Source organism: Lentiprolixibacter sp. (assembly GCF_982873095.1).
The window spans coordinates 1-7,670 of the sequence record NZ_CEYNTP010000130.1 but is presented as its reverse complement, the minus strand read 5'-3'; the positions used below and the strand labels follow the sequence as shown (position 1 = coordinate 7,670).

Here is a 7,670-nt window from a genome sequence, read left to right as displayed (position 1 = left end):
TTGATCTTCAACCCGTTAGAAAACGTTGTGAACAGATCACTTTGGAAGGGAGCTGATGATATTTTTTACGAAGCGTACTGGGTGCTAATCCTGATTTACCCGATAGGTAATACGGCGGTTGGTGATCACCGTTTGCACTTTCAGGACGCTCATTGGAGAGAATTCAGAAGTACTGTTCCCCAGGGTAGCTGTTGCTGTTACCATATCCCCCAGGGCTACCGTGGGGGGTACAACAAAGCTGAAATGAAAGCGGTTCGTATTGTCCGTATTGCCGTCTACGTCCGTATAAGCAGAGCTGACCGCATCCAGATCGGCCCCGCTACCTTCCACTACAGTGCCCAGGTAAGTCTGTCCCTCCCCGTAGTCCGTGCTGAAGCCTAACTGGTTATCCCCGGTTGTAGCCGTGCCTTCATTGATGTCTGTCAGGAAGACCTCTATAGTAGCTCCGGGACGCGCCCAGCCTTTTATTACCAGATCACTGCCCGACGTATAGGCGGCTGTGATGATGGGAAAGTTCAGGCTGCCATTGGGTCCGCTATCCGTATCCCCGTTGTCATTAAGGGTTACCCCATCACCAACTCCATTGGAATTGTCGATATCGATTCCCAGGGCATCGGCTGTGGTCCCATTGGCGTAGATGGAGTTCTGGGAGATCAGGTTCCCGGAAGTGTCACCTCCTGCCACAACTATACCTGCACCTCCATTAGAGGTGATTATATTGTTGGTGATGGCGGAGTTGTCCCCATGTAACCGAATGCCTGCATTTTCAATATCCCCTGCACAGGTACCTCCATCCTGACCCGATGTGGTAATGGTATTTTCACTAATGGTAACCCCTCCGGAAAAACCATCGCTTTCAATACCCAGACCGGTAGCGGCTTCTATCAGGTTCCTTTGAATGGTAATTCCCGAGCCACTCAGGATTTGAATGTTATCATCACAGGGGCCATTACCATTAGCAGTGATATGGTTGTCCTGGATGGTAGTCAAGGTTCCACCATCTATCCAGATCCCTGCATCTACATTGGTGCTGATATAATTGCTGCTTATGATATTGTTGCCTCCATTAATAGCCGCTCCATAAGCAATATTTCCGCCATTAGCACCTGAAGCAGTAACTCCCAGCAAAGTTTGCGTCAATGTGAGCGATCCGGATTCCATGATCACTCCTGCATTATTATCGGCATAAATAGCCAAATTGCGAATTACGGTATTGGCTCCTTCATTCGTCAGGACATCTCCATCAGGCCGGTAAATCTCTATCTCAGGTAAGCCATAATTAGGTAAGGTTGAAGCTGAAACTCCAACATTGCTTCCGCCGGAACCAATCGTACCTGCATTGGAATCCCCGGAATAGGCGGTTTGTGTTCGTCCATCAATATGTGTTGCTGAACCCGTTATGCTACTTAAAATACCACCAGCGACTGATATGTTGAATATACCACTGGCATAATTAGGGTCTGCTGTCCTGCCCAAAGCATCCCCGGTAGGAGGGATCATAAATACAGAAGTATCTTCCCCAGCTGCCGGGTCGAAAATGGCGTTGGCTTCGATATCCAGGCCTGTCTCCCCCAAACCATTTGAATTCAGAACAAACTGTTCCAGGGAACCCTGCCCGTCTTCGTTGGTGTTGACGATGGTATTGAAGTTAAATCCAAAATCGAGTCCTGCGGCCCCTTCATTGGCAATGGTCACACTGCCAACCGACTGTGCTCCGGCCAGTACTCCCGTACCAGGATCGGTGGCTGTGGGATCCGCCCCGCCTACCTCGTTGGGCCTTTCTACAATGGTACTCGCTATATAATCCGTCCTGAAGGTTTGTACGGGCAGACAATCCCCACATGCTACTCCCCCAGGTCGTGAAGAGGTTACCGTTTCATTGACGACACGCACAGAATAGGTGCCATTGACCATGCCAGCAAAAACATAGATACCACTGGCATCCGTCGTTTGCGTATCCACCCGCGTGCCCACGGAGTCATAGAGTTCCACGGTAGCCCCGGAGACTCCAAACCCAGAAGCTGCTGCGTAATTCCTTCCTGCACCTCCCCCGTAGTTGACGTCTTCAAACACACGGCCGGTGATCAGGTTGGAAGGTACCTTCAGCACCACGGCGTTCATGATCACATAATCCTGCCCCACGTTCACCTGTGTGGTGGCAGACGTTTCACCTGGTAATATAAAGGCAGATACATCATAAGTGTCAAGATCCACCCCGTGTAAAGCCGTGTTATTCACATTTGGCAATACGGTATTGTCAAAATGTGTGGAATTAAAAGGGTTATTCGTAGTTGTTCCGTTATTGTCCCCATCCCCTACCAAAAGGTTGGTCCCGGATAAGGGCGTGGTAAATTGAAGCGACTCATTGTTGGCCAGGGTCTGGTCCCCTTCCCATGAAAGGGCACTGGTTTTGGAACCCACGGAACCAATGGCATAAAATCCACTGAGGTTAAAAGTGGAAGAAGAATTCTGGTTGCCGTCAAATCCCTGGTAAAGGTTGATAGTTGATGCCGGAAGACTGGTATCGGTGTAAAATATCATTAAAGCCCAACCTCCTAATACCACGTTATAGCTACAGTAATTCCCTGTATTATCGATGGTTAAACCTGAAAAGTCGTAAACATTAGTTGAAGGATTCGGGATAGCTTGTACTATGGACGTGACATCACTGAAAAATCCGTAGAAAGACAATCCCAGTATAGAAGTTGTGTAGGCCACATTTCCATCAACCGTATTCCCTTCAAAAGTTACCTGGGAATCCATGTTAGCACCGGAATGCGACCAGTACAGATAGGCAGCCTCAATAGTGGCCCCGGCAGGTATTGGAGAACTTAATGTATTTGAGGAAGATGTTGTAATGGCACAGGGGTTCCCCGTATTAGGCTGTGTCCTCAAGGTACCTGCCGTAGAGGTATAGTCCATGTACCCGTCAAATTCCCGGAAAAGTGTTAAGGGCGTATTGCCTAAAACTACTTCATTATCGGTGATGGTTCCTGTACCCGTACTGGAAATGTTCACAGAAGGGTCTGAAGTGCCCGTCATTTGGATAATGTAGGTTTCAGAAGGCTCAAATATCATATCATCCGTAATAGAAACGGTGATCTGTTCGGTGTCTCCTACAGTTCCATTAAAACTCATCACTCCACCTACAATAGCGGTATAATCCGTCCCGGCAGTAGCAGTAACATCAGCGGTCTGGTAGTTTACGGTAAACGGCCCTGCTGCATTTAAGCCCACATGGGTGGCTGTAAAGGTGGCTGTCCCGGCAGCTTCATCTACGGAAACATCATCGATGGATATAGCCGGACTTACGACCGCAGTGAAAAGGACATTATCGATAAATATGGTTTCGCTGCTTCCCCAGTTTCCACTTCCGGTAATAAAACGTATAGAAGAGCTGGCTGACATTTCATTCGCAGCCAGGTTGTAGTTCACGGAACCACTCCCGGCTAAGGTGGCCACGGTATTGTAACTACTTCCATCCCATAACTGCACCAAGATAGACTCATTGCCGTTGGTCCGGTTAAAATCCAGCGTCAGGGTGGCACTCACCGCAGCAGACAGGTCAAGGCTCCTCGCAATGGAGCGATTATCAAGATTGCGAAACCGTAGTTGGTTACTATTGATCAGGATACGTCCGCCAGACGGACTGGTGGTTTCATTGGTTTCTACCCAATTTCCAGAGAAGTTATTGGTGCCGTCGTTGTTGCTGTAGGAAACGGAACTGAAGGTATCCGAATAGGTCACCTGCCCCATAGCGGATAGGACCATAAAAAAAGCCGCCAGCAATAACAGTTTGCTGATAAGAGTCTTACTTGGCATGAATCTGATCGGTATTCAGTTCACCCAAAAATATCATGAAGGAAGCAGGCCACTAAATATTTGTTGTGTAACGGCCATATTCACTAGTGAAAGCGGCATATTGGAAGGTCTGACGATTAAAGCAGGCCGTTATTTTGTTAATTAGGGGCCTTTTATCGATCCGGCCATTAGAATAAGACCTTCCCAAGGATGTAGGAAAGCACTTTCAAATGGAACAATGGCCTAATCCTCCCCGCAAATGATAAACTCTGTACGCCTGTTCTTTTCGTGTTCCTTGTCCGGACACCAAACACCGTTGGGACAGTCCTCATTTGCCAACTGGGTTTCCCCATACCCTTCGGCTTCCAGTCGGTCCGGTGAGATCTTTTCCGAATTGGCAAGGATATAATCCACGGTCGCCTGTGCCCTCCTTCGGGAAAGGTCCATATTATAAGCATCCGGGCCCTGGCTGTCTGTATGGGCCTTGAGTTTGATATTAAGGCTGGGGTATTTCTCCATGATGGCGATTACCAGTTCTATCTGTGGCTTGGCATCATCACGTATAATGTCCTTGTCAAAGTCAAAATAAATGGTACTGCGCAGTTCCGGGATCAAAACAGACAGGTCATCCCCGCAGGTAACTTCGTCCCGTTCCAGATAGAAATCGATGATCTGCGGCGGTTGGCAGTCCCCAATTTCTAAAAATACATCTTCAGAAGTATACCCTTCAGCATTGGCCATAACAGAGTTCATCTGATAGCGATCCAACTCCAGAGTGTACAGACCATTCTCATCTGTAAATGTGGAAAAAATTTCCTCATTCTCACCGTTAAGGACTTTAATAGTTGCTCCAATCAGCAATTCATTGGTGATTTTGTCACGAACTGATCCTGTAACTTTTTGCATACATTTTGCAGCTTTGCTGAATGCGTAGATATCATCATATCCTTTTCCACCATCCCGGTTGGATGCAAAATACCCTCTGAGTTTGTCGTCATCTATGATAAAACTAAAATCATCCATCATACTGTTGACAGGCTCTCCCAGGTTTTTTACAGGGCTTTGTGGCCGGCTGTTTTCTATTTTGACTGAAAACACATCAAGCCCACCCAAACCGGGGTGTCCATCCGAAGAGAAGTACAAGATGCCCGAGCTGCTCACAAAAGGAAAAGTTTCGCGGGCCTTTGTATTTATCAAGCCCTTGAGCGGTTCTGCCTTGGCAGTAATGCTCCCATTTTCATTGATCGGCACGCTATACAGGTCAGATTCCACGGAGGGGTTGTGCATATCCGATGCAAAATAAAGGGTCCTTTCATCCGGGCTCAGCGCTGGATGTGCCACCGAATAGTCATCCGAATTGATCGACAAATCGTCCTGTACCACCCATTTGCCGTCTTGCTCAACAGCGCGATAAATCTTTAGCCGTACAATACCTTTTTTGTCCTTTATGTATTTACCATCCCGAAAATTATTGCCTGTAAAGTACATGGTACTACCATCCTTAGTAAAGATGGAAGAGGATTCGTGTACCCGTGTGGTAAACTCGGCATCGAAATCGAATTTGGCAGGGGTATTCCTCGAAGCACTGTCTACACCAATTTTGTACAGGTCCAGGAAGTCCATCGCATTCCAGGTATGCCGATACCTTGCCAGGTTGCCTGTATCCCGGTCAGAGGAAAAGATCAGCCCTTTTTTATAGAAAGATGGGGACAGGTCAGAATATTTAGAATTGATATCCATCTCCAGGTCCTCAATTTTGTACCTCCCCTCAGATGTGGTTAATCCATCCCGGTAATCCAGATCTTTTAAAAAGCTACGGGATCGATTATCCTCAGACAGACTATCCGAAAATACCTTCATGATCTCATCGGATTCCTTGTATTTACCCAGGGATTTCAGGCTTTGGGCATATTTAAAATAATACTCAAGGCCTATTACTCCTTTTTCTCCCCTGTAGTTCTCAAATAGCTTTTCATAATTCGCTGCTGCCTTTTGATAATTGGCGTTGAAGTAATAGGAATCCCCTACCAGCTTAAGCATACTGGGCGTCATGAATTGGTTTTCATTCTTCTTTAGTACTGCTTCGTAGATGTCGATAGACAAACTGTAGGATTTCTCCTGGTACTGCCGGTCTGCTTTTTTCAGGTAATTCTTAAGCTTTGCAGAGTCTCGGGCTGTCAAAGGTTCATCCTGAGCCCGGCTACTCGTTAGCAGGGAGGTACAGAGCAATAAAACAGGAACAATTTTTTTAAACATAACAACCAATACAATTAAAAGAATCGCGGTGAAACTAGTCGGTTGAAGGATTTGATCAATTCAAATCTCAGGAACACCTCAAAAGAGCCGTCATTAAATGCCGTACTTCCCAATTCCGTGGTTTCCCGGTCGTACGCCAAGCCAATCATAAGCTGCTCACTCAACTGAAAACCGAACAAGGCGCTGAATGCCGCATCCCACCGATAGGCAGCCCCTACCGAAAACTTTTCATTAAACAAGAAACTGGCTGATACATCCACTTGCAGCGGGGCACCACTCACCATCTTGGTCAGGAGCGCAGGTTTAAATTTGGTATTGTAATTCAGGTCGATGACATATCCTGTGATAAAATAGAAGTTGATGCGTTCGGTGGACAAAAACTGAACAGAATTGGCATCCCGTTGGGAATTGTCAAAATAATCTGACTCCAGCAAGTTAGGTGCCGAGATCCCAGCATAGAAAATATTGGTGTGGTAATAAAGCCCCAGACCAATATTTGGGGAGAACTGGTTTTCAATGTTATTCCCCTGTATAGGTTCGTTGTCAAAGTTCCTCAGGCCTTCAAAATCCAGGTTCAACAGATTTCCTCCGGCTTTTAAACCAAAGGAAAGCTTTCCTTCCTGAGAGACATCCAGGGTATAAGAAATGACCGCGTCAAAATAGGTTTCCTGTACAACCCCATCCCCAATGTTATCGTTCACGATGGAAATTCCATACCCGAGTTTGCTGTTCCTTATGGGCGAGTGCAAATTGAGGGTTTGGGTTTTAGGAGCTCCATCCAGGCCTACCCACTGTGATCGATAAAGGGCAGCAATGCTTAATTGCCCACGAGAACCCGCATAAGCCGGGTTTACACTCATGGTGTTGTACATGTATTGCGTATACTGAGCATCTTGCTGTGCCCAGACCCCTGTAGCAAGGAGGCTAAGAAACAAGATGGCGGTAAATAGCTTTTTCCTAATGGTCATAGGCTGGTATTCTTTACTGACTAATATACAGATATCCCTTATCTGTAATATTTTTCTGATCTTTTTGGTATTCAAAGATATAGAAATATACTCCCGCAGGCAGGTAATCATTCACGCTAATCGTTGACCTGCCTCTTGACCTTCCATCAAACACATTGGTCTGGTTGTTGTAATTGTTGCCTTCATAGACCACAATACCCCAGCGGTTGTAAATCTTGAGGGAGTTGTTCAGGGCGGCTTCCACACCACGGATAAAGAGGAAGTCATTTCTTCCATCCCCATTGGGCGTGACCATCTGATTGACTTCAATTTCCAGTGGGATGACCTCCAGTTCAATAACCGTAGGATCATCCGGTTCCCCATCACCGTTAGCGTCAAAATCAGTAGGGTTATTCGGATCATCTGAATCGTCTGTCACTTCCCCGGCTACGCTGCTGGCATCTACCGTAGCGGTATTGATAAACACGCCACTATCAACATCCTGAATGGTGATCTGATGTTCTGCCGTAACTTCTGCACTTTCCCCTGGATTTAACGAGGCGATTGGTGAGCCACTAGTAATAACAGCATTAGGATCAGTAACCACCAGGTTTTCAAGGATCAGGTTCCCCGTATTGATGACCGTAAGGGTATAGGTGACGATTT

The 7,670-nt window shown here is 46.7% G+C and carries 4 protein-coding genes; all 4 read right to left on the bottom strand.

Going from position 1 to position 7,670, the window contains the following annotated elements:
• Window positions 1–84: 84 nt before the first annotated feature.
• On the bottom strand, window positions 85–3,822 hold the full coding sequence (locus tag AC4E7D_RS08845) for a beta strand repeat-containing protein (RefSeq protein WP_490173440.1): 3,738 nt from the start codon (window positions 3,820–3,822) through the stop codon (window positions 85–87).
• Window positions 3,823–4,044: 222 nt separating this feature from the next.
• Complete coding sequence (locus AC4E7D_RS08840; RefSeq protein ID WP_490173439.1) at window positions 4,045–6,057, bottom strand: OmpA family protein; 2,013 nt, start codon at window positions 6,055–6,057, stop codon at window positions 4,045–4,047.
• Window positions 6,058–6,071: 14 nt separating this feature from the next.
• Window positions 6,072–7,025: a PorP/SprF family type IX secretion system membrane protein gene (locus AC4E7D_RS08835; RefSeq protein WP_490173438.1), complete on the bottom strand. Its 954-nt coding sequence runs from the start codon at window positions 7,023–7,025 to the stop codon at window positions 6,072–6,074.
• A 13-nt stretch (window positions 7,026–7,038) separates the two neighbouring features.
• A partial coding sequence (locus AC4E7D_RS08830; RefSeq protein WP_490173437.1) for a T9SS type B sorting domain-containing protein occupies window positions 7,039–7,670 on the bottom strand: 632 nt, incomplete at its 5' end.